Below are 21,202 nucleotides of genomic sequence, written 5' to 3'. Positions count from 1 at the left end.
TTGTATTTACAAATCTATAATTATAGATATAATAAGACGTATGGAACCTTTACTCATTTGCAAAGCTTTATCTAATGACACACGCGCCCAAATTCTTCAATGGTTGAAGAATCCTGAAGAACATTTCAATGAAGAGAAGTACATTCAGTATGGAATATCATTTGCAACAGGCATATGCGTAGGCGATATTCAGAAAAAGACAGGGCTTGCGCAATCGGTTATCTCCAGCTACTTGCTCACAATGCAGCAAGCTGGACTATTAGAGTCTGAACGAATTGGCAAATGGACGTACTATCGCCGCAATGAACGCACGATACGAGAATATGCCGATTACGTCACCCATCACTTGTAGAGGAGGAGGAATATCTCTTTTTTTGTTATAATACATCTATATTTTTAGATATGTATTTATGTATATCAAATGGAATGGCATAAATGGGTTGTAGTGTATTGAAGTGAAGCTCATTGAAGTGAAATTATTTGGATGAAGTACATCGTAGTACTCATGACCATTAAAATGTAAATTCTGATGAATAGAAATGGAGTTATCGTTGAAATGAGAAAAACAAACCCCTTACTGCTTCTTCTACTGTCCCTTGGCGTATTCGGCATTATTACGACAGAAATGGGTATTGTGGGCGTGCTGCCTCAAATATCGCAGAAGTACAACATTACAGCTTCCCAAGCAGGCTGGCTGGTCGGTATATTTGCACTCATCGTGGCCGTTAGCGGTCCGTTTCTTACCCTGATCGCATCCCGCTTTAACCGCAAAAGCGTCCTATTGACGGCCATTTCCATGTTTGTTCTGTCCAATCTCGTCTATGCGTTCACCTCGCATTTTGAGGTAATGCTTATATTCCGGATCTTGCCTGCGATGTTCCATCCGATTTTCTTCTCCATCGCACTCGTAGCTGCCGCCAGTCTGGTACCTCCCGAGCAGAGCAGTCAGGCTGTCGTTCGCGTATTTGCAGGTATTACAGTAGGCTTCGCATTTGGTGTCCCGATTACGTCTTACCTTGCTGAACGTATTTCGTTATCCACCTCCTTCTTATTTGGAGCCATCGTGAATGCAATCGCCTTGATAGGTTTGCTTATTTGGCTGCCTTCCATGCCTGTGAAGGAGAAGATGTCTTACGGCAAGCAGCTGAGTATTTTACGTAAGCCCGGACTTTGGCTCAACATAGCGGCTGTCATCTTTATTTTTGCAGCGATGTTCTCTGTGTACGGTTACTTTGCCGAATACACAAGCCAAATCACCCGAATGAATGGCTCACTCATCAGTCTCATGCTCATGGTATTTGGGCTTGTTATGATTGCTGGCAACTTTCTGTTCGGAACTTTGCTTCAGAAAAATACTACAAAAACGATACTGCTTTTCCCGCTTCTCTACGCGTTCATCTATGTACTTGTCTATTATGCAGGGTCGTATCTCTCTCTCATGATTGGGATGATATTCATTTGGGGAACTGTGCACTCAGGAGGACTGATTGTGAGTCAAACTTGGCTGACTGCTGAAACGAAGGAAGCGCCTGAATTCGGCAACAGTCTGTTCGTTTCTTTCTCCAACTTAGGAATTACGATGGGTACTGCTGTTGCGGGATTTATCATCGCTCACCTCGGTATGCAACAGCTTATCTGGTGTGGAATAGGATTTTCCTTGCTTGCGTTTGCCGCAATTACGATCAAAATGAAGCTCTTCAGTGATACCATGCAAGGGAAAGATCAGGCACTCGGGGCATAGCCCATCACAGAGATATATAGCGATTTCGATGTCTACTCAGCTCTGCTTACATCAGCTCTTGCTTGCATCATACAATCGTAAAATCAAAACAGGGACTGCACATGCAGTCCCTGTTCTGTGTTCTCTGACTAATCCCATTTTGGATTAATCCTTATTTCACCGTTACGCGCAGTGATGTGCTCTTGCCGTCCAATGTCAGCTTCAAACTCCCACTGCCCTTGGATACACCTTGCACCGAACCACGCGACGCCTTAATCTTCACATTGGAAGGAACGAATGTCACGGAGGACGTCACATCCACAACTTCACCTGTATCATAAATCGCCTGAACCTTCCACGATGCAGACTGACCGATACCCAGTTTCACCGTTGTCGGATTTGCTTCCAGCTTCAGCAAGCGAGGCTTCACATGCACTGTAACCTCCAGCTTTCTTCCTTGATACTCACCGACCAGCTTCGTGCTGCCAATAGCCACACCCTTGACAGTAGCTCCGCGAACCGTCGCTACCTTTTCATTTTCCATAGTCCACTTAATACGTGAAGCAAGCGCAATCGTCTTTCCGTTCTTGTAGGTTCCTGTTACCTTAACCGATTGGGACTTGTTCACGTTCGTACGAATTTCAGAAGGAACGATATCATACTTCACAATCTCTTCTTCGATCGTTGCTTTCACAGTCACTTTCACATTGGCAAATGTACCTGTCAACGTCGCACGTCCTGCAATGAGACCCTTCATGTTCCCCTCGCGAACGAGCAAGTTCGGAGAACTTGATTCCCATTTCACTTGAGTCGTTACATTTTCCTCTGTACCATCAGCATAAATAACATTTACTTCCGGCAATGGCTGCTCACGACCCGTTACGATACTGATATCCGCATTGTTCGCCTGCAATACGAGTGCCTTGCGCTGAACATTTACTTCCAAAGGAAGCGTTTGATTGCGAATGCTCGCAGTCAGGAAAGTCGTTCCCGGTGCTGCTGCCTTCATCTTGCCATCTTTAACGGAGACAACACTTTCATTAGAAGATGTCCACTGCACCAGTTCCGATACATCAAGCGTATTGCCGCTCAAGGATACCCCACTGATCTTAGGCAAAGGCTTCACATCTTCCAAGATCAGCTCCTGCTTGCGAACGTCTCCAGGTTTTGCATTCTTATCTTCTTCCGTCCATTTCAACTTCTCGATCGTCGGGTATACCGTAATCTCAACCGACTTCGTCAGCCCTTTGTAAGAAGCTGTTACCGTTGCAGTTCCTTCGCTCTTCGCGTAGACCTTGCCGTGTTCTACCGTCACAGCCATCAGGTTGCTTGATGTCCACTCTGCAAGATCACTAACATCCTGCTGATTATCAGCCGAATTGAGCACGAAGGTCTGCACTTGCAGCGGCCCGTCTCCCAGCATCATGTGTTGTTTCTGATCCGGTGTGATGCGCATCGCTTGGTAAGAAGCACGTACGACCACTGTAATGGATTGCGAAGCCCCAAGGTAGTTCGCCGTTACCGTTGCCGAACCTACGTTGATAGGCTTGACTTCTCCGTTCTTCACTTCGACGATATTCGCATCGCTTGTTGTCCAATCTGCCTTACCTGTTACATCTTCGAGCTTGCCGTCAGCAGTCTTCGCCTTGGCGGTTACGGTCTTGGAAGCTGCACCGTATTCGAATTCAACCAGCTTTTCTGGCGACAGCTCCAATTTGTCGTAAGGCTGTTCAACCTTCAGCTCGATCTTCGTGCTTAATCCTTTATGCTTAATGGTAATGTCCGTTTTACCCTTGGACTTCAGCGTAATGACTCCTTTATTCACATCCGCTACATCTGTATTGGAGGAAGTCCAGGAGGCTTCAGCCGTAACATCATTGTTCGTATTTGTCGATTTGTCCAAGGCGAATGCCTTCCAGGCAAGCTTGTCTCCAAGATTCGCCTTCACTTCATTGGCAACCTCTTGATCCGTATCCCCTGTGCGAATAACGATCTTGTCGTACAAGTATTCGGATACAACCGTTTTCTTCAATGTATATCCTTGATATTTCACTGTAATTTCCGAAGTACCTTTTCCAGCACCGCTTACCCAACCAGCGTCTACTTTGACAGCACTCGGATTCGAGGACGTCCACGTAGCCAAGCTCGTAACATCTTTCTTATCCGTCTTTCCGCTGATTGTACCAAGCACCTTCAATTGTACAGAGGAACCTTCAACTGTGACGTGTACTGGAGACACATCTGATTCAAAAGCAATACCTGTAAACGAATCTTCTGCATGAACGATACCTTGGATTGGCAGCATACCGAATAGCAACGTGCATACGAGCGCTATGCTAAGCCATGTCGATTTTTTCCTTGATGGGTACACCTTATCTTCTCCCTTCCCGTTTTGCTCCTGTGAGTAATTCCAATGGAACAAAAAAGTACATATCTACTATAACGGTAAAAAGGAGGCGAATTATTATCTTATGCAGGCAACTTCTTGCGAGCGGCGGCTATTTTGATACTATAGTCCTACTTTCTTACGAGATTGAAAGAGTGCTGTCATCTAAACCAATGGCAACAAAATGATCCCTCCTGTATCGTTAACGGTGTAAGAATCAATACTGGTAATTGAGGTGGATAACGAATGAAAAAGAAACTTGGCATAGTAGCTACCATGATACTTGTACTTGTAATGGCGACAGGCTGCAGCCTATTCGGCCCTAAGGCAAATGGACTGATTATGTATGGAACGGATGCTCAAATTAAAGATGCATTGGAGAGCACGAAGAATGATGTGTCAAAGACAGATGATTTCGCATTGAAATATGATGCAAAGCAAGCGGATGACCGTGTCATTGCGATCAGCAAATCAACCGCTCAAGGCTTGTTCAATAATGGGTTGCTTCAACAAGTGAAGGACAAAGACACAACAGAAGCGATTGCGAAGCTGCCTGAAGCAACAGGCGACAATGCGGTGATCTTCGCGAAGACAGATACAACGGTGACAGAACTGAAAGGTGTGAAGCTCGCTGGTCAGTACGGTGGCGATATTGTAATTGGGGAATCACGCGGATTTGCCCAAACGATTGTTCTGCTCGATGATGCAGCTTGGGAGAAGCTGAACGCAGACAAGCTTGGCTTAACGGTTGCTCATTTCAAGAAGGATCCGAAGAATTTACTAGTTGACTTGTCTAAGAAATTAGAGAAAGCTCAGATGGTCGTCATTAAAAAGTAAATAACTATATTATAGTCTCCACACAAAAGCACCCTTCTACAGGTTCGACCACGCGTTCCTATTTGAAGGGTGCTTCTCTTTTGTATATCAACATCCGTCCTGACTTCCTTATGGCTGGCGAATCATTAACCCTTCCATAAAATGAAGGCGAAAATAATCCTTAATCGCTTCCTTATCGAGCGGAGCATTCAGCTTGTTCCATTCGGTCGTAAGCGCTTTGTACAATTGAAGCATGACGAAGCTGACGACCTTCGGGTCACCTTGCTTCACTTCTCCACGCTCCATAGCCACACGCACTTCGCGCTCTATGTACTCAAGCAGTTCCTGTTCCATCTTAGCCAGCGCTTCCTTCGCCATCGGCGTTCCGAAGTCGCGCAGCTCCTGGGATAGCTTCAATGCAAGCTCGTGGCGGCTTCTATATTCCAGTACACGATCCAACACACGATACAGCTTATCAATAAACGGTCTATCCTCGGTGATTTCCCGATCCGCGATCTCTTTCATCTCGTGGATGAGCTGCTGCAAAATCTCATCGAACAGCTCCTCTTTGTTCGTAAAGAACGTATATATCGTTCCTTTGCCTACCTTGGCAATCTTCGCTACTTGATCCATCGTCGTCGCTTTGTACCCGAACAGAGCAAAGGATTGCGCTGCCGCTTCCACGATTTGTTTTCGGCGGTCTACGGTCACATCCCCCGCCTCCTTTCTCCCGGCGCACATTTGACTGAATGACCAATTAGAAATTATGGTCACATGCCGTTACCTGAACCTTATCATACCTGCCTGTGAATTTCAACTTAACCAAGGAAAATGACCGCTCAGTTTCGACGTAATTGGCTGATGCTTCCTTTCAACTTTCAGGTTATAATGGAATGTGGGTGAGAACATGCGAAAAAAGAGAATCATCCTTCTATCTGAAGGATTCGGTACAGGCCATACGCAAGCAGCCTATGCCCTATCAGTCGGACTGCGCCAGCTGGAGCCCGATGTCCAAACACGCGTCATCGAGCTGGGCAAGTTCTTGAATCCGACGGTCGGGCCGCTAATCTTCGCTGCTTATCGGAAGACGGTAAGCTCACAGCCGAAGCTGGTTGGACTCTTGTATCGAAAAAAATATAAAAAATCGCTGAACCGCGTCACACAGCTCGCATTGCATCGCATTTTCTACACACAAGCTTCTCATGTGCTCGATCAATTGCGTCCTGATGCGATTGTGTGCACTCATCCATTTCCGAATATCATCGTATCGCGCCTGAAGCGCTCTGGTCTTCATCTTCCATTATATACATTGATTACGGACTACGATGCGCATGGTACGTGGATGAACCCAGAAGTTACAAAATACCTCGTCTCCGCGCCAGAAGTACGGAACAAGCTCCTGGAACGCGGGATTGATGATAGCCGCATTGTTGTTACTGGCATTCCTGTTCATCCGAAGTTCTGGGAGCGCTGTCCTCAATCGGAAGCGCAGCTGGAGCTTGGATTGCGTCCGCTTCCGACCGTCATGATTATGGGCGGCGGCTGGGGATTGTCGCTGAATGAGGATTTGCTCCAATACATGACGACATGGCGCGAACATGTCCAGCTTCTGTTCTGCATGGGCAGCAATCAGAAGGCAATCGCTCGGATGGAACAGGATCCATTGTTCCAGCATCCGAACATACATATATTCGGCTACACGCAAGAGGTGTCGCGTCTGATGGATGCTTCCGATTTACTGGTAACGAAGCCTGGGGGAATGACTTGTACAGAAGGAATGATGAAGGGCATCCCTATGCTCTTCTATGATCCAATCCCTGGACAAGAGGAAGAGAACTGTGAATATTTCATGGAGCATGGTATGGGTGAGAAGATTGAATCCTCGGATACCATTGCACGTTGGTTCAACGAATTACAGCACCACTATGACCGGCTGCGCGAGAAGCGGCAGCTTGGCGCTCTTGCTATGACGGATCCTGAGGCCTGTGCCCGAACCGTGTTGCAATTGCTGCAATAATCATCTACGATTAGGATCTTAGCCAAGGAGTTGATTGCAACATGCTGTTTACTGGAGTAGGCTTCGTCGGATACGCCCTTATCACGCTTGCTCTTCTCATGAGAGCACTCGGCTGGATTACAGGAGCGTTCCTATTCGCTGCCATCATTATTGCCGGGTTCTTCTGCTTCGGTATCGTTGAGAACCGCTTAGGCATCAGACATCGAATGGTGCGGTATGTCGATTACGCCCCACTTATGGTGCTTGTCATTGCCTATGTTCTCTATCAGGATAATATTGTGCGCTACACAACTACTGCTCTACTGCTTCCTTTAAGCTTGCTTAGCTCATGGGCTGCAGTTGCCATGGCGAAGACGAAGAAATACCGGACAAGACCGAAGATCGATGAACAACAAGGGCCTCCAAAATATCAATAACTAGGAACCGCCGTGTTCCATTTTAATGGATGTGGGACGGAACATGCATCAGCACGCTTGAATTCCTCTTCCTACGAACAAGTAAGGGCTATCTACCAACAGCTTTCCCTGTTGAATAGATAGCCCTCTTTGATGCGTGCATATGCAGTATGCTCGATGAACGTCTATTTTACTACGCTTCCTCCATACAGGAAACGATGTTCCCAGCTAGTGTTGCTCACCGTGTCGATCCGTACGCCGCCTGAAGCTTTGGAATATGTATGAATGATTTTGCCATTGCCCAAGTAAATGCCGACATGTGTAATTCGTTCTTTTGATTTATTCACATTTTTATAACTGGATGCACTGGATCCCTTATAGGACATGAAGAACATCAAGTCTCCACGCTGCAGTTGGCTGATACTTTTCTTCACGCCGCCTTTATCCTTAATGTAAGTGCCTTGCTTGCGGGAATCTGTCGGCAGTACGATGCCTAATGCTTCCTTATAGACTTGGCGTACAAAGTCGGAGCAATCGAATGTTTTAGTTGTATTCCGATCCGATCCAAATTCATAAGGCGTGCCCATGTATTTCTTCGCTACTTTCTCCACTTTGTCCATCTTCGCAGCCTTACTTGATGGAGCAGAAGTCGTAGGTTTATTATTTGAACTTCCTGAAGAGTTAGATCCAGATGCATTCCCTACTCGTATGTATTTACTCTGTGAGCTTACATAGCCCGTGTTGCCTTTGGTATCCTTCACTTTGTACCAACTGCTATTGGGCTTGTCCAATATCGTAACGGATTCGCCTGTCTTCACCAATCGAATGATTGAGGATGAAGTACTCGGCTTCGTTCTCAAATTGACGGACTGAACAATCTCTCCGCGATTCTGGTTGGAGCTCGTTACAGATGCAGCTTGTACATTGCTAGTTGCTGCAGGTGCCGCATGCAATGACGGCAATATCATCTGCCCTGCCATTGTGAACATCATTATGCCTAACAGTAATTTCTTCTTCATAGAAATCCTCCTCTAAGTTGTTGTTACATTACTGTAATCGTGAACCGAATGTGAGTTGATGTTCATATGAACAAGATGTCAATTGTTTCTATAATTAAGTGGTTATTCTATTTTTGTAATGACATCCCATTTCCCCTACGCCTAATTATATAGAGTCTTCTTCGTCGTTTTCTATCGGCCTATCCTCTTAAAAAAGACAAAATTGTAACCTTCTCTGTGGGTCTTTGTGCCTATTAATTGGTTGATTAATGGGGTGAATACCAGATTTAAACAATTGAGCCCGTTCCCAACACTACTCTTTCGAAGCTTATTTATGTGATCTGCTCCGTCTGTCCGCTTTACTAGAAACACAAAAAAAAGTGCCCTGAGGACGGATGTTACCGTCACTCGCGGGCACGCTTGTCGCGTTCTATGAACATACATTACACCAATTGCTGGTAAATTGTTTTGCTTGTATCTGTATCCATTGGCTCGACATGCACATGTACATGAGTAATATTATGCTTGCGCTTCATACGCTGCTCAATATCGTCACAAATATGATGTCCTTCAATAAGGCTTAGCTTCGGATCAACCTGTACAACCACATCAACGAGAACCAGACTTCCATGCAGGCGCGCCTTCACTTCCTTAATCTTGCGCACGCCTTCTGTACTCTCTACCGTCTTGCGCAGGCGATCCAGCTGCGCTTCATCGAATCCGTCCGTCAATGTATGAGTTGCTTCTCGGAAAATATCCCATGCTGTCTTGCATATAATGAAGCCTACCGTTAAGGCGGCAAGCGGATCGAGCCAGCTAATGCCTAGCTGAGCACCGAAAATACCAACTGCTGCGCCAATACTTACAAATGCATCTGACCGGTTATCTTGTGCTGCCGCCATAAGCGCCTGATTACGAATGCGCTCTGCCAGCCGCTTATTATATGAGTACACCGCGTACATCACGATCGCACAGCCAAGCGCTACCCAACCCGTAAGCGGGTTCGGGGTTGTCGACTCGCCATGGAACAATGCTTGTACCGTGGATATGATCACTTGAATCCCGACTGTCGCCATAATAAAGGAAGCAATTAGAGCAGCGATTGTCTCCGCCCTCAAATGACCGTAAGGATGGTCATGATCCGGCGGCTTCTGCGAAATTCGCAGTCCGATAAGTACAGCAAGCGATGCGACGATATCCGTCAAGTTATTCCATCCGTCTGCTTGCAGCGCCTTCGATTGGTAGAATAAGCCAATAGCTAGCTTGAATGCGGATAGGGCAATATAGGTAGCAATGCTGATCCATGCTCCTTTTTCCCCTTGTTTCATATCTGCATATATGTCCGCGCTCACGCTGACCCCTCCCTGACTCCTTATTACCAGGCATATTTTGGAATATGCCGTTCCAACCCGGAATCCTATCTTACCTCACCGATCCCGTGTGGGTCTACAGAAACAGTGTTGCCCCTCCTTACAACAATTGAACCAGCAACAACCTATTGGAACCGGTAAGGAAAGTTGAGTCCACTAAGGAAAGTTGTTCGGCGGCAACAATGTCACATTATGTTAGATTGTGTAGTCAGGGGGGGAAATATTCTTGCTTGTGAGAAGAGCATGAACAGGGGATAAAGTTTTGAGGGGTGCGGTGTCTGTATGCTACACAAACACAACAAGTTTCACATCCCCATTCTGAAAATTGAATCAAGCTTGGCCACGAATCGGTTATACGGCCATTATCTCCTACTTCACTTGCTATTTTCGCGAACGACAACTTGCCTCTTCACCGCTTCCCATTGCACGCTCATTCCGCTTCGTTCCGCAACATCGCGTACCGGGATATAGACTTTGTTGTCAATTAAGTAACCTTGCGAACTTTCTTTGGGTGCACCTTCCCAGATGACCTTCACTCGCTCGGCACGCAGCTGCTGTTCGGTAGTCGGATTGGGCGATGGCGGCTTCGTACCACTAGTGTCGCCTGACATCGCTTCCTTAGCCTGCACCACCATGTCCATAAATTGCTGCCAATGCGGCAGCAGTCGAGACGGACAAGCCTTCCCGCTCCAATGTTTGTGCGGCATGATGCGTTCCAGTGCAATGCCATGCTTGCACGACAAGATGGCGAGCAGTTCAGCAGCATTGCGCCATGCGGCCTGCTCGTCTATCCCTGCGTACATACATACTTCAACGCCAATGGACAACGCGTTGCCAGGGCCTGCTCCATCCCCAGCATGCCACCCCTGCTCAGTATCTCGCAAATGCTGATACACACTCTTATCGTCAACCGTGTAATGCCAGCTCTTCTTCGCCCCGCCACTGCCGTTCAACAAATACCTCGAATGCGCTTCTGCTGTCGCCCCCGCATCTGTATTGTCCGTGTTGTGCACAGTAAGATACATTGGCTTCATGGCAAGGTTCGGTTTATTCGCCCTTCCGTCTCGAATCAGGCGCTGCTTAATGTCGATGCTCATCATGAATTCCCCCTTTTCCCTTCAACACTTCTACCGCTTGCTTAATAACCGGCGGCAGCGGCACACCTAGACGTCCGCCATTTTCAATAATCGACAACAATTCGTTCGCCATATAAAAAAAGACCGTCGCATCTCTGAGTAGATGCTGCCCTCCAAGCACCACATCCACCTGATGCGCGATCGACACAATTACGAAAATAAATACCTTGCGCGCAATGCCAATGAGCCCAACGCTACTGCGCAGCTTGCCTTCAGAGCCTGCTGCCATAATGCCTGTGACATAATCCGCTATGGTCATAATAAGCAGCACTTGAAGCAGCATCGGCCAGCCGCCGAAAAGCAGTGCTACGGTTCCACCTGTCGCGCCCACCCCAAGTTTCAAGAGCCAATCGATTCGTTCCATCCAATATCCCCCTTATTAAAAAAAGCTCTCATTAAATCATGAGAGCTTTTAGTGAATTTATACAATTCAAAACTAACAAGTTGTGATTGTTCCATTAACATCACACTTAATGCTTACTTGATAGAACCGCCCTGAAATCGGGTAAAATTCCCATTTAACTTTTAATAAACAAGGTCTTGATACATCAAAACCATCTGGAATTTGAATAGAAGTTGATGTATGTTTCGCTTCCTTGTCGCCGTCCCATAATGATGTTACAGTCTTATATCCTTTACGACCATTTAGTATAAATATATTAGTGGCATAGTTATAACCCCATGTAGTTGAATGTCCAATACCGTTAATTTCACAAGTCTTCCCATTCCAATCTTCCAAATAAGCTCTAGCATTCCCACCAGAAACATCGCTGTTAGTTCTTCCATTATCAAACCATATGCTACCATCAAAAACAAATGCATTTTTCATGTTCGGCATCGTTGCCACTACGTAATCGTACACAACCTTTTTGTCATCCCCGTACATACTAGGTGAGTGCGTATTACTCCAAGATATCTTTGAATCTACCAGAGAGAGCTCAGTCTTTATCTGAGAAATTTTAGCTGCAAGCGTTGCAAAATCATCATTTGCGGATGCCGGCACTCCCTTGGCGTTGAGGGCACCCGCTATGCGATTTTTCGCGTCAACGCCAGATTGCTTTAGTTCGCTATAATCATTCTCATCGAGAACTCTCAGCCACTGCGACCAACCAACACCGTAATAGTAATTCCTCTTCCACACTTTATTGGAGTGGGGGCTAAAAACTCGGAATACCTGATGAATCCCCGCATGTTGATACACTGATAAACTGAACGCTTCTGGCGTTGGTGTATTTGACATAGTTGCTACTTCCGCATTAGCTGGATTCATGTAATCACCAGGAATAGTTATCGAATTTAGATCCGAGTTCGGTGCTACATATACCGGGTCTTGAAAAGTGTACTCAGTTAATAAAGTCCTCCAATCTGACCATTTGGATTCGGTTCTGGTGCGTCTGACCGTTACGTTTAATATAACGGCTGTATAGGTCTGAATAATATAGCCCTGTGGCGTGCTTTCTACAGTAAGCACCCCCCAATCCAATTGTGTACCTCTAAATGTATTTGGTTTATTCGCAATGTTTCCAATTTGGTGAATGTTATATATCCCCGGCTCTGTGTATTGGTTAAAGTCATTATAAGTGTCGGATTTTCTTGAAATAGATTCCCTTTTCAAGTTATCAAATTCTGTTTTTTTCACTGCCCCTATCGAATCTGGAGTGATTTTTGTTAGATCAATTCCTGATACTTTTTGATCTGTATATTTCTTCGAATTCTCAATTGCCGAAGCTACCTCGGTCTTCTCCGCTGCCTTTTCCTGCACTTCCTTCAAGGCTTCGTACGTCTTATTCATTTGCCAGTTCAACCAAGCAGCGGGAGGCTTATCTTGGACTTTCCAGCCTTCGTCGAGTTTGCTTTGCGGGGGTTTTACCCCTTTTTCCTTCCATTGTGGAAGATCTTTTTCGAATGCCATGTATCGTCACCTCATTTATCATTCGTAATCCTTCTACTTTATCGAACTATTTCTCTACACAGGCAGCACATAATCATTGCCCGGGACATAAAAATCGCCCAACGTGCCGCCTACAGTCATGGCTTCGTCAGCGAGACCGTGCTCGGATTGTTCAAGCGCATCGTAGGCAGATGCCAGCTCGAACGAACCCGTTAAGCCGACCTGCGTTACGCGGACGCCAGCCGCGACAAGGCTCTCGACAAGGGAAACGAATTGCGAAGGGCTTAGCCCAACGCCATTCAGCTTCTCGTATGGCACTTCAGTAACCTGAATCGCCGCTGGTTCGGGCTGAATCGGGTCATCGTACTGTTCCGCAATGCGGAACTCATCCGGTGCTGCTCGAAGAGCAAGAGCAAGCACCTCGATGACGGAATCCAAGCTCCCGCTTGAATTCATGCGGGCCAGCTTGGAGCGCAGGAGCAAACGGTAAACCTCATCGGTTGCTTGACCACGTGCTTGTCCCAAGTTGCCACCGATTTCATCCAGTGCGGCTCCTTCTGCCTTTTCAATGCTTTTCCATTCGGATATTCGCTGAATTGTGCTGCTTAGCTCATTCATCTGCTTCAACCATACATTTACGAGCTGAGCGAAGCGGCTGCTGCCTTCCTTCGCGATGACATCCGGCAGCAGTTCCATTACCTCTGGCAGCTTAAACATAGGTCACCGCCACCTTTATCCGCTCAGGTGCCACACGAGCCACTTCATATAGCGGAATGTTCACGTTGCCGCTGACGAATTCGCCATCACCGAGCTTCACCTTCAGCTCGAGCACTTCTTCAACGCCGGTCACATTCTGGATGGCTGCCAGCAAACGACTGTACACGATACGAGATCCCTGCGGAAGCCCTGTATAATCCTGCTGATCCGCGCCAACGCCGCCAATATACTGTGCAATCGCCGTGACGATGTCCTCCTTCCCACGAGAAGAAAATGACGAAGTTGCCTTCACTTCTGCCTCAATATGAGCATCAAGCAGCTTCATGCGGCTAAAGCGCACATCATGCTCACCGCCGCTGACATCGCGCACCTTTACGGTTTTCGTTCCGTCTGTTCCAATACCCGCTGCCTTTTTCTCAAAAATCGTCTGTGCGATGCGTTCATCCTGACCGCCGTATACGTACGTACGAATCGACTTCGCTGGAATACCTTCTTCATTCGTCTGCATCGTATCGTTCACACGTACAGCTGCTGATTTTACATCCGGAATTTGCAGCAGGGCAGATACAATTGCGTCCACGGTTGCCGCATGACTGCCATCTCGTGCGGCACGCAAACGGTCACGGAACTCGACATCATTTTCCCGTTCACGCCCCTCTGCCATACTAGCCGGGTTCGTAATGCTCGTAATCTCCTTTACAGAGGTAAGCATTTCTGTAATGGAATCAGCAGGCACGTTGCCGATAATGCCTGGTACAGTTGCCACCACAGCAACTTCTCCCTTGCCCGAATCATCCAATACGCAATCATCCACCGTCATGAACCACACGCCTGATTTCGTACCAACTTGTAGTCCTGCTGGAACGATAAACTTCGGAACGCCTGTCAGCTTGATATTCCCATAAGCCGCCTGCTCCAGCTTGCGACGCAGCCCATAAAATACGGCCAATGCATCAAGCTGCACTCCGGTTGCATATTGAATATACGACTCGTGGTATACCTGCTCGACATCCTCCCACAGCACAGATAAATGCCATGCAAAGAGCTGCATCATCATGCCAAGCGGCGATGTCTCCGAGGTATTGATGTCCTGTCCGAGCTGCTTGCCTAAATCCTCAACCATTTCTTCATAAATTTCGTGATAGGTTTTACGCTTCAATCCCGCTGCCGTCAGCATAGATAAGCTCAACCTCCTCTCCTTCAGAGCTTGTCATGACTAGGCGTACTTGAGCTGCACGCGAATGCTTGTCTCTTGTCACTTCTACATCCTCGACCGATTGAATGCGCGGTTCATCCATAAGGCAGCGCATAATCGCCTCGCGAATGGTATCCTCATCTACCTGCTTGCCAACCATTCGCTCATGATCCAAGCCCATATCCGGAGCAAAAAAATATTCGCCCAAGCGAGTACCCAACCGAATGCGAACCGCTTGCGTCAATTCCTCACGCCCATCGATCCAAGCAATTTGTCCATCTGATAATTGAAGATCTCCGTCTTGAAGCGCCCACGTCCTCATCCTCCAGCCACCTTTCCGACAATGACGCCGCCACCTTTGCTGGCCTCTGTAAATACAACCAGTACGCGGCTCCCACTTTCGATCACGATGTCTTGTGCCTGCTCTAGAATCGGCAGCTGATATCGAATAAGTCCAGCCTCGCCTTCCAGCTCCACATCAGCTGTGCCCGCTCCCATGCTCACAATCGTACCCAGTTGCGCTCCTGCTGTTCCCGAGATTCGATGATCCATCCAGGCTTCCAGCGCACTGACTGCTCGATTTGCGCCCATAGCGTCACCTCCTTGTCGCTTAATCGCATTATCATTGCATTGCATTTCTGGGCACACTCACGCTTATCGCCGTTACTCCTTTTGCAAATGCAATGAAAGGTTAAATCCTAACCAAATCCACTTCCGTCACAAATTGATCCATCGAAATGGTATGCTTGCCCCGCTTCACCCGATACACACCGTCAAAATCCTCACTGACCAATCGAAGCTGTGCATCTGCATGCAGCCGATAATTCAAGAGGGACGTCACGCGCACACCCTTAACCTTGTCCTCCTCATACGATTGAGGGCTGTCAATTAACCCGCTGTCAGCGGATAAGCGAACGATGCCTGTCACCTCTAATCCGGCTCCAGCAAGAGGCTTGAAATATAGCTTGCCTTGCCGAGTAAATACTTCCGTATTGCAGTCACGAGCTGCCCGGCGTATCGACGCAACTGGATCGCCTTTCGCAACGAATCCCTTCATATAAGCATGATTAGAACCGAGCTGCACGGCTCCATGCGGAATTTGCGCCCGACTTAACAGATCATGAATAATCTCGCTAGCCTTCGTGCCCGGCCGATACGTATGTGCCATTTCATATAAGGACACTGTCAAATCATCCTTCACTTGAATCGTCGTCACCCGATCCATCTGCTCCCGCTTCGTTCGCACCTCTACAATGTTGCCCTGAAGCACAGTGCCGAGATCCTTGCCGTAACCCGCATTGACAATGACTCGCATCCCCGTGCGAATGTTCGCCAGCGTATGCTTGGACAAATTGTACAGCTCTACGGTGGATTCATTCGGTTCATTGTTATCATCAAAATCTACGTGAACATTCATTGTCAGATCACCGTAGTTGAATCGATAGCCACCAATCAAAATCTCGCACCCGCGATTAAATAAGTATTCCATCGTCATCCCCCAAATGCAGGTGAACAGACTGCCCAAGTGTATCCCACGTAATCTGTTCTTCCGGATTATCCCCATACGGGACGATGAGCTCAAGCGGGAACTCCCGCGTCTCCATGCTGACGAACAGCGGCATTCCCCATACCAGCTTTACGCCTAGCGCCAATGGAGTATCCCCTTCCGATAAATCCACGGTAAAATAATCATGGGTAAAGTTGTAGCGTACTTCGAACGTATAGGTTCGATCGCCCAAATCCATATCAAATGAGTAAGGAACAAGATCTTTGTCGATCCCGATGATCGCCATCCTTCTCCTCCTTTCTGAAGCTTCCTAGCCTTACCGATCCTGCATGTATTGTTTTCCGCCCCCGCCCCCACCTGAGGGCATGGTTTTTTTCTTTTTCTTTTTGGAAAGGCCAAGCAGAAGTTTCGCTCCCTCTACAAATGGCTTGGCGGTACGCTCAATGACATTATTAGCTATCCGAATCATGCTTTCAGGAATCCCGAAGTACCTAGCGATATCCATTAGCGACTGGCCAGGGCGCGCTGTATGCGTCTCCGGCACCGGACGATAGGAAGTATTCCGCTTCCCGGAACGGCTCTTCGGCTTCACGGCCGCCTTCTTCTTCGGCGGCAGCTTACTGTAAGCTGGCTGGACAATGTTGACCTGCTTCAATGACATGGTGAAAGTCATGCCATTAGCAATCGAGTTGTTATGAGCGGTTCGCAAGCTAGTGATGACACAATTCAGCATCATATTGCGCCCTGTGTATTGGAGCAGCTTCCCCTCGTTCATTGCCTTTACCAAACGCTGCTTATAATTGGAGGCCTGGGGGCCTATTAGCAATCCTTGCAGAACTAAGCTTGTTGTTTCCTTCCGGATGTGATCCGTAATGGTACCGCCTTTTTCCACATTGTGACTGCTCACCTGCACTGAATACTCAGGTTCCTCTGAAATGACGAACAGTTCCACGCCGCCTAATTTGCTTTTTCGCGTATTAATGGGACATCATTCCTCCTTCCGCCACCTGAGGCCTTGGGATAGGCTTAGGCTTCGGCAGTTTGTCCGCAATGCCCCGCTCTAATGCTCGGAATGAGGCGTCGTACTGCTCGCGGGCGATCCGCTTGATCTCTTCAATCATGCGGTTGTCAATATAGCCGTTCACGTTCAGGTTCATCGTGACATTGCTATTCGCGCTGACTTCCATGCTGCCACTAGCAGTAGGCCCAGGCATATTGGGTGTCTGATGTTGAGGCATAGATGCAGTTGAGGATATCGCTCCAGTCGGTGAACCCTCAACTATCGGTTGCATGCCCTCACCATTAGGGGAATACGATTGTATATTTGATTGTCCCGTCGAGGCTGCAAGCGCATGGTTTTTAGCCATATAGGATCTCACCATCATCTTTGCAGCTGATTTTGACTTGTCATCCTCTTCTGATTCCTTGTCTGGGTTCTCCTCGTCATTCGGGAGTAGGAACTTCTCCGCTGCCCATAAGCCTGCATCTACGGCTAATCCGCCTAGAAATCCAACGGGATTAAAACGCAGAAACCTTGTTGCCTTGCTGACTGTACGAGCTCCCTTCAACAACTTACCCAACCAGCCGACCTTCTTCGTTGCAGAGGCAGCCTTACTCACATCTGACGCGGTCGAAGCCGCTTTAGCAGCATCCGCCATTGGCCCAACTGTTGATTGAACAGATTGAACCGTTTCAGCTGTTGCCTGAACGACGTTCGAGGAATCATCCACAGTGGACTCAGACTTTTCTCCATCTCCATCTCCATCTTCATCCTTCTTGCCTCCAAAAAGACCCATAGCAAGACCAGCTCCCCCAGCTAAGAAACCTCCCCATTTGCCGAGTTTTTTCGCCCTCCCTAATATACCTGCCCCGCGCCTTTTTTTTGGCGCTGGGCTTGGTTTACTATTATCAACCTTTGTATCCTTTGGCGAAGGAGCTTGACCTTCCCCATTCGATCCGGCAGCTGCATTCGCTAAATCCCGCCGGGCATTTGAGGTAGGTTTCGGTGAGGATTTCTGGTCTGCATCCGTACCCGTATTCGTTGGAGGACTCTTGCTATCATTGGGCTTGGCATTATTAGGGGGAGAATTTTTATCCTTATTCGAGCCACTTGCCGCAGACTTCAAAGAATCAGCTGTATTCTCTTTTTCTTTGCCCTTATTGGATGGATTGCCCTTGTCTTTGGCTTCCCCTTCATTTTTAGTACCGTTAGCAGCTTTTCCAAGATCTTTCTGTGGATCATCTTTTCCACCGCTAGAACTTTCAGACTCCCCATTCGATTTGGAACCGCCCCGTTTCTTCTTAATTTTGCTATACATTTCTTTGCCAAACTTTATATTGTCTGAAAGATCTCTAAAATTTGAGACTTCATCATTTAAACTCTTAAAACCTTCGTAAGCATCGCCTATATAATCAAACCAAGATTTGGGTTTATCCCCCTTCTTGTCATCATCCTTTGAACACTTACACAGAATAAAAGGTAGAGCAAAAGCTGGCTTCTGCGAGAGCGAAGCGGGTAACTGCTGGGCAATAGACGAAGCAAGCTCATTCGTATTCTCAATCACAACCCTGTTTGAAGATGATGAGTTTCCATTTGTTGCTATCGTTATCAATGGTGAAACACCGAGTGAAGCTACCTGCCTCTGTAAGGAAACGAACATCGTGTTCAATTTAGAAAACGTAATGCTATCAGACGTAGCAGAAGGAAAGGTAAGTCCTCCTATCTTCGGTGTCTTCTGTCTTCCATTTCGCTTCATCTGCGCGGTCTGTTCCTTAATGCTGTCCGTCAAAATGCGGGAGACGACGCCCATCTCATCGAGCTTCCCGTTCATGGTGCGCAGTTCGCGGTAAATATTTTTGGAGATCCGATCATCCATTGGGTTAACCCCCTCCTTTCCCGTACATCCATTCCACAGCGGCGGCGGCTTCGCACAATTCCTCAATGCTCATGCCGCTCGCTTCTGCATACGTAATGCCGCCCCGGCTGTTCAGGACGACACGCCAGAACAATTGCCGGAGCGGATTGCGGGAGATGGATTGCTTATACGTCGGATGATTCGGATTCCAAGGGTGTATCGACCATGCCCAAGAAGCGCGCACACTCCAGCCAGAGCGGCGTCATCAGATCGGTCTTCTCTTCAAGACCCTCCCAGCTTAGGCGCGGAGACACGATGACATGTTGGAGGAAAAAGTCCATCGACGCTTCAAGCTTCCATCCCCCGTCTGCCTTCAATGCTGCATCATACAATCGCATGAGTGCCCGTGCGCCTGGATGCTGCAGCACATATTCCTCAGTTTCAATCGTTACTGTCTTTTGCTTGCTCACAAGTAGCCACCCTTTCCGAATCCTTTATTAATGAAAGTTAGTTCTTATATTCACTATTCTGTTCGATGCATATAATCGAGAACTTGGATTTCAAATTCACGATCCTCAAGCTCTGAGCCGTACGAAGCAGCCGGCAGCTTCTTGATGACAGCCTGATTACCGCTAATTGTTTCTCCCGGCTTGTTATTGGACTTCACCGTGATTTTGAATAATTTCTTCTCATTCCCCAGTCGATATAAGAGGGGCAATTGTGGGGACGTTGACATCACCGTAAGCTTAATCGTACCGAGCGGATTGTTCTTATAGGCAATCGCTACCTCGCCGCGCGCGCCGACATGCGTCACCGTCTGCTCCTCATCCTTTTCACAGGTAACGAATGTATTCTCGCCAAATCCCGTAATGTGTTCATCGTTAATGATTACAGATACTTGCTTTGCATCATAAATACCGATACTCATAGATAAGCACCATCCTTTAATAGAAAATGTTGTGTGATAAACAAATCACTTTTTAGCACCGAGAAGGTTGCAAGAACTCGAAGCGTGTACTTCTGAAGCGAGCTTTGCTTTGCAAAGCTTGTAAGGAAGCGCGCAGTGTAGCTAGACTACATGAGCACTTGAAATGTTTCCGAAGGAAACATGCTTCGAAAACATATGCTTTTCGAGAGTGAATGCAAGATTCGATGTCGAGTTACTTCTTGCCATGCCTCGTGATGGAAAGTGATTCACTAGAAGCGGATAACACCGCTCACCTTCACCTGATGTACCGCGCCTGCGATCTCGAACCAGAACGAGCCGCCGCGATATTCGCGGTTCGCGCGATCGCTTGGATTTACCTCATTGCGAGACAGGAAGGACGTACCGAACAGCGGCTCGCCACTGTCAGCTGTCGCGATGATACCCATACGTGCAGATTCCAACAGCACGTTGATCACCGCGCTCTCAATTTGGACAATTCCTGCATCCGTGTACGGAATTTTGCTCGATTGATTGAGCAAATTCTGAATTTGCATTTCCATGCGGGCACGCACATAATCGCGCGCCATAATGACATCGATATATTCACCAGACAGCGTCTTGCCTTCCGAAGTTCGAGCTTCGCCCTGCTTGTTCACGTACGTAATTGCGCCGCTGTCGTGAATTTCCATTAATTCGCCAGCTGTTACCTTCATCGCATCGATGCCGGTGCACTTTTTGAACTTCCACGTCACAGAGCCCACTTCCGCAGAACCAACCGAACCTACGAGCGCGGCTTCTGGATATACCGCGGCATCCGTGTGATAGAACACAACCGTACGTGTATAAGCCTTGGACTTCAGCGCCTGAAGCTTCGTCTTATCAGCAGCGCGTGTAAAGAACAGACGGTAATCCTCCTTCTCAATCTCTGCAGCCAACGCTTCAACTACAGCATCGCTATTATCAGAGGAGAGCAGATAGTACCAGCCGTTATCGACTACAGAGCGAAGGCGAGCTGCTGGTTCCTCCTTCTCATCACAAGCTGTAATCGCAATGCGAGCCGGTGAGCGATCGCCTTGTCCAAAGAGCGCCTCCGCCATTTTGTATTCCGCTGTCGTATCCGCGAAATCATCCTTGACCGCCTTGAGATCCCCGTATTCTTTATAGGCAGAGCCTCCGGCCTTTTTCCCGATAATAAGCGGCATTCCGAAGGACAACCGACCTGTAGGCTTTTGTAAATCAATCGTTACTTGTACGTCTTGAATAGACATGAA

Annotated in this window: 23 protein-coding genes; 5 read left to right on the top strand and 18 right to left on the bottom strand. The window is 47.6% G+C overall.

What is annotated here, in order from left to right; translation table 11 throughout:
• The first annotated feature begins 40 nt into the window (after window positions 1-40).
• Both M3661_RS22005 and M3661_RS22000 read left to right on the top strand, forming a co-directional pair.
• Window positions 41-352 (top strand): ArsR/SmtB family transcription factor, encoded by a 312-nt coding sequence (locus M3661_RS22005; protein WP_021254373.1) that lies wholly within the window; start codon window positions 41-43, stop codon window positions 350-352.
• Between the two features lie 204 nt (window positions 353-556).
• A complete protein-coding gene (locus M3661_RS22000; RefSeq protein WP_251488611.1) occupies window positions 557-1,741 on the top strand; it encodes an MFS transporter in 1,185 nt (394 codons plus the stop codon).
• A gap of 151 nt (window positions 1,742-1,892) precedes the next feature.
• Here M3661_RS22000 and M3661_RS21995 read toward each other — a convergent pair whose 3' ends face one another.
• Window positions 1,893-4,091, bottom strand: coding sequence for an Ig-like domain-containing protein (locus tag M3661_RS21995; RefSeq protein WP_251488609.1), 2,199 nt, complete (start codon window positions 4,089-4,091; stop codon window positions 1,893-1,895).
• A gap of 261 nt (window positions 4,092-4,352) precedes the next feature.
• Here M3661_RS21995 and M3661_RS21990 point away from each other — a divergent pair, with 261 nt between their 5' ends.
• Window positions 4,353-4,943 (top strand): lipoprotein BA_5634 family protein, encoded by a 591-nt coding sequence (locus tag M3661_RS21990; protein WP_251488607.1) that lies wholly within the window; start codon window positions 4,353-4,355, stop codon window positions 4,941-4,943.
• A gap of 108 nt (window positions 4,944-5,051) precedes the next feature.
• Here the strand turns inward: M3661_RS21990 and M3661_RS21985 are convergent, their stop codons facing one another.
• Entirely contained in the window at window positions 5,052-5,633 is a 582-nt protein-coding gene (locus M3661_RS21985) for a TetR/AcrR family transcriptional regulator (protein WP_028531634.1), read from the bottom strand.
• 196 nt (window positions 5,634-5,829) lie between these two features.
• On the opposite strand from M3661_RS21985, the gene M3661_RS21980 reads away from it, so the two are divergent.
• Both M3661_RS21980 and M3661_RS21975 read left to right on the top strand, forming a co-directional pair.
• Entirely contained in the window at window positions 5,830-6,939 is a 1,110-nt protein-coding gene (locus M3661_RS21980; protein WP_028531633.1) for a UDP-N-acetylglucosamine--LPS N-acetylglucosamine transferase, read from the top strand.
• A gap of 41 nt (window positions 6,940-6,980) precedes the next feature.
• Entirely contained in the window at window positions 6,981-7,355 is a 375-nt protein-coding gene (locus tag M3661_RS21975; RefSeq protein ID WP_251488605.1) for a permease, read from the top strand.
• A 164-nt stretch (window positions 7,356-7,519) separates the two neighbouring features.
• Here M3661_RS21975 and M3661_RS21970 read toward each other — a convergent pair whose 3' ends face one another.
• From M3661_RS21970 to M3661_RS21895, 16 genes are all read right to left on the bottom strand, one after another.
• Entirely contained in the window at window positions 7,520-8,353 is an 834-nt protein-coding gene (locus M3661_RS21970) for a C40 family peptidase (protein WP_072727431.1), read from the bottom strand.
• 422 nt (window positions 8,354-8,775) lie between these two features.
• Window positions 8,776-9,684, bottom strand: a complete 909-nt coding sequence (locus M3661_RS21965) for a cation diffusion facilitator family transporter (RefSeq protein WP_311279610.1) — start codon at window positions 9,682-9,684, stop codon at window positions 8,776-8,778.
• 392 nt (window positions 9,685-10,076) lie between these two features.
• On the bottom strand, window positions 10,077-10,799 hold the full coding sequence (locus tag M3661_RS21960) for an N-acetylmuramoyl-L-alanine amidase (protein ID WP_251488736.1): 723 nt from the start codon (window positions 10,797-10,799) through the stop codon (window positions 10,077-10,079).
• Window positions 10,783-11,202: a phage holin family protein gene (locus M3661_RS21955; RefSeq protein WP_065292624.1), complete on the bottom strand. Its 420-nt coding sequence runs from the start codon at window positions 11,200-11,202 to the stop codon at window positions 10,783-10,785. Before M3661_RS21955 ends, M3661_RS21960 begins: the two co-directional genes overlap by 17 nt.
• A gap of 72 nt (window positions 11,203-11,274) precedes the next feature.
• A complete protein-coding gene (locus M3661_RS21950; protein ID WP_251488601.1) occupies window positions 11,275-12,750 on the bottom strand; it encodes a pyocin knob domain-containing protein in 1,476 nt (491 codons plus the stop codon).
• Between the two features lie 54 nt (window positions 12,751-12,804).
• A complete protein-coding gene (locus tag M3661_RS21945) occupies window positions 12,805-13,446 on the bottom strand; it encodes a hypothetical protein (protein WP_251488599.1) in 642 nt (213 codons plus the stop codon).
• The gene (locus tag M3661_RS21940; RefSeq protein ID WP_251488596.1) at window positions 13,439-14,623 is read right to left on the bottom strand and encodes a baseplate J/gp47 family protein; all 1,185 of its coding nucleotides are present in this window, start codon (window positions 14,621-14,623) and stop codon (window positions 13,439-13,441) included. The genes M3661_RS21945 and M3661_RS21940 overlap by 8 nt, the downstream gene beginning before the upstream one ends.
• Window positions 14,595-14,963, bottom strand: a complete 369-nt coding sequence (locus M3661_RS21935) for a DUF2634 domain-containing protein (protein WP_251488592.1) — start codon at window positions 14,961-14,963, stop codon at window positions 14,595-14,597. The genes M3661_RS21940 and M3661_RS21935 overlap by 29 nt, the downstream gene beginning before the upstream one ends.
• Window positions 14,960-15,232 (bottom strand): hypothetical protein, encoded by a 273-nt coding sequence (locus M3661_RS21930; RefSeq protein WP_021254388.1) that lies wholly within the window; start codon window positions 15,230-15,232, stop codon window positions 14,960-14,962. The genes M3661_RS21935 and M3661_RS21930 overlap by 4 nt, the downstream gene beginning before the upstream one ends.
• A gap of 100 nt (window positions 15,233-15,332) precedes the next feature.
• Window positions 15,333-16,130, bottom strand: coding sequence for a phage protein (locus M3661_RS21925; RefSeq protein WP_065292630.1), 798 nt, complete (start codon window positions 16,128-16,130; stop codon window positions 15,333-15,335).
• Window positions 16,114-16,434, bottom strand: a complete 321-nt coding sequence (locus M3661_RS21920) for a phage baseplate plug family protein (RefSeq protein ID WP_021259504.1) — start codon at window positions 16,432-16,434, stop codon at window positions 16,114-16,116. Before M3661_RS21920 ends, M3661_RS21925 begins: the two co-directional genes overlap by 17 nt.
• A gap of 30 nt (window positions 16,435-16,464) precedes the next feature.
• Complete coding sequence (locus M3661_RS21915; protein ID WP_021254391.1) at window positions 16,465-17,100, bottom strand: LysM peptidoglycan-binding domain-containing protein; 636 nt, start codon at window positions 17,098-17,100, stop codon at window positions 16,465-16,467.
• Window positions 17,101-17,125: 25 nt separating this feature from the next.
• Window positions 17,126-19,024 (bottom strand): hypothetical protein, encoded by a 1,899-nt coding sequence (locus M3661_RS21910; RefSeq protein ID WP_065292631.1) that lies wholly within the window; start codon window positions 19,022-19,024, stop codon window positions 17,126-17,128.
• A 164-nt stretch (window positions 19,025-19,188) separates the two neighbouring features.
• Window positions 19,189-19,473: a hypothetical protein gene (locus tag M3661_RS21905; protein WP_005542653.1), complete on the bottom strand. Its 285-nt coding sequence runs from the start codon at window positions 19,471-19,473 to the stop codon at window positions 19,189-19,191.
• Window positions 19,474-19,526: 53 nt separating this feature from the next.
• Entirely contained in the window at window positions 19,527-19,931 is a 405-nt protein-coding gene (locus M3661_RS21900) for a phage structural protein (protein ID WP_065292632.1), read from the bottom strand.
• Between the two features lie 269 nt (window positions 19,932-20,200).
• A complete protein-coding gene (locus M3661_RS21895) occupies window positions 20,201-21,199 on the bottom strand; it encodes a DUF3383 family protein (RefSeq protein WP_251488588.1) in 999 nt (332 codons plus the stop codon).
• Window positions 21,200-21,202: the final 3 nt, after the last annotated feature.

Origin of the sequence: Paenibacillus sp. MER 180 (genome assembly GCF_023713665.1) — a bacterium.
In the GTDB taxonomy this organism is placed as follows: domain Bacteria; phylum Bacillota; class Bacilli; order Paenibacillales; family Paenibacillaceae; genus Paenibacillus_B; species Paenibacillus_B suaedae.
Note: the sequence above shows the minus strand (reverse complement) of the source record. Positions and strands in the feature narration are given on the sequence as shown.